Below are 1238 nucleotides of genomic sequence, written 5' to 3' on the forward strand. Positions count from 1 at the left end.
TGCAGGCTGTACCTGTTGGAGTTGTGGGCGAGCTGTATATCTCGGGGGCGGGTCTGGCGCAGGGCTATCTGAACCGCCCCGACCTGACCGCCGAACGCTTCCTGGCCAATCCGTTCAGCCCCGGACAGCGCATGTACCGCTCGGGCGATCTGGCCCGCTGGCGCGAGGACGGACAGGTCGAATTCATCGGCCGCGCCGATCAGCAGATCAAGATCCGCGGCTTCCGCATCGAGCCCGGCGAGATCGAGGCCGCCATCGCCCGGGAAGGCTATCCCCAGGCCGCCGTCATCGCCCGCGAGGACAGGCCCGGGCAGAAGCAGCTGGCCGCCTATGTCGTGGCACCGGAACTGGAACTGGACTGCGATGCCCTGCGCCGGGCGCTGGCCGCTGCCCTGCCCGACTACATGGTCCCCGCCGCCATCCTGCGGCTGGACGAATTGCCGCTGACCCCGAATGGCAAGCTGGACCGCCGCGCCCTGCCCGCCCCCGTGATCGCCGCGGGACCGCGGCGCGCGCCCCGCAACGAAACCGAGGCCAAACTGGCCGCGCTGTTCGCCGAGGTGCTTGGCATCGACAGCCCCGGCATCGATGACAGCTTCTTCGCGCTTGGCGGGGATTCCCTGCTGGCCACCCGGCTGATCGGTCGTATCCGCCCCGAATTCGGCATCGACCTGCCGATCCGCGCCATCTTCGAAAACCCCACGCCCGAGGCACTGGCCGCCCGCATCGCCGCCCAGGACATCCCGCAAACCGCGCGCCCGGAACTGGCCCCGCGCCCGCGCCCCGCAATGATGCCCCTGTCCTTCGCCCAGCAGCGGCTGTGGTTCCTTGGCCAGATCGAGGGGCCCTCGGCCACCTATAACATCCCCATGGCGCTGCGCATCGAAGGCCAGCTTGACGCCGATGCGCTGCAAGCGGCGCTGAACGATGTCATCGCCCGGCACGAGACCCTGCGTACCCGCTTTCCCGCCGCCGACACGCCCCGGCAGGAGCTGCTGCACAGCGCCGCCCTGACCCTGAAACAGCGCCGGATCTCCGAAGCGGATTTGCCGGCCGCGCTGGCCGAGGGAGCGGCGCAACTGCTGGATCTGGAAAACGGCCTGCCGCTGGCGGCGACGCTGCTGCGCCTGTCGAAGCAGGATCATGTGCTGCTTCTGGTGCTGCATCACATCGCCGCAGACGGCGCCTCGATGGCGCCGCTGGCCACGGACCTGTCGGCGGCCTATGCCGCGCGACTG

The 1238-nt window shown here is 69.8% G+C and carries 1 protein-coding gene; it reads left to right on the top strand.

Annotated elements, in window-relative coordinates; genetic code table 11:
* A partial coding sequence (locus D3P04_RS23025) for a condensation domain-containing protein (protein ID WP_147391987.1) occupies positions 1-1238 on the top strand: 1238 nt, incomplete at both ends.

This window comes from Paracoccus onubensis (assembly GCF_003591515.1).
Taxonomy (GTDB): Bacteria; Pseudomonadota; Alphaproteobacteria; order Rhodobacterales; family Rhodobacteraceae; genus Paracoccus; species Paracoccus onubensis.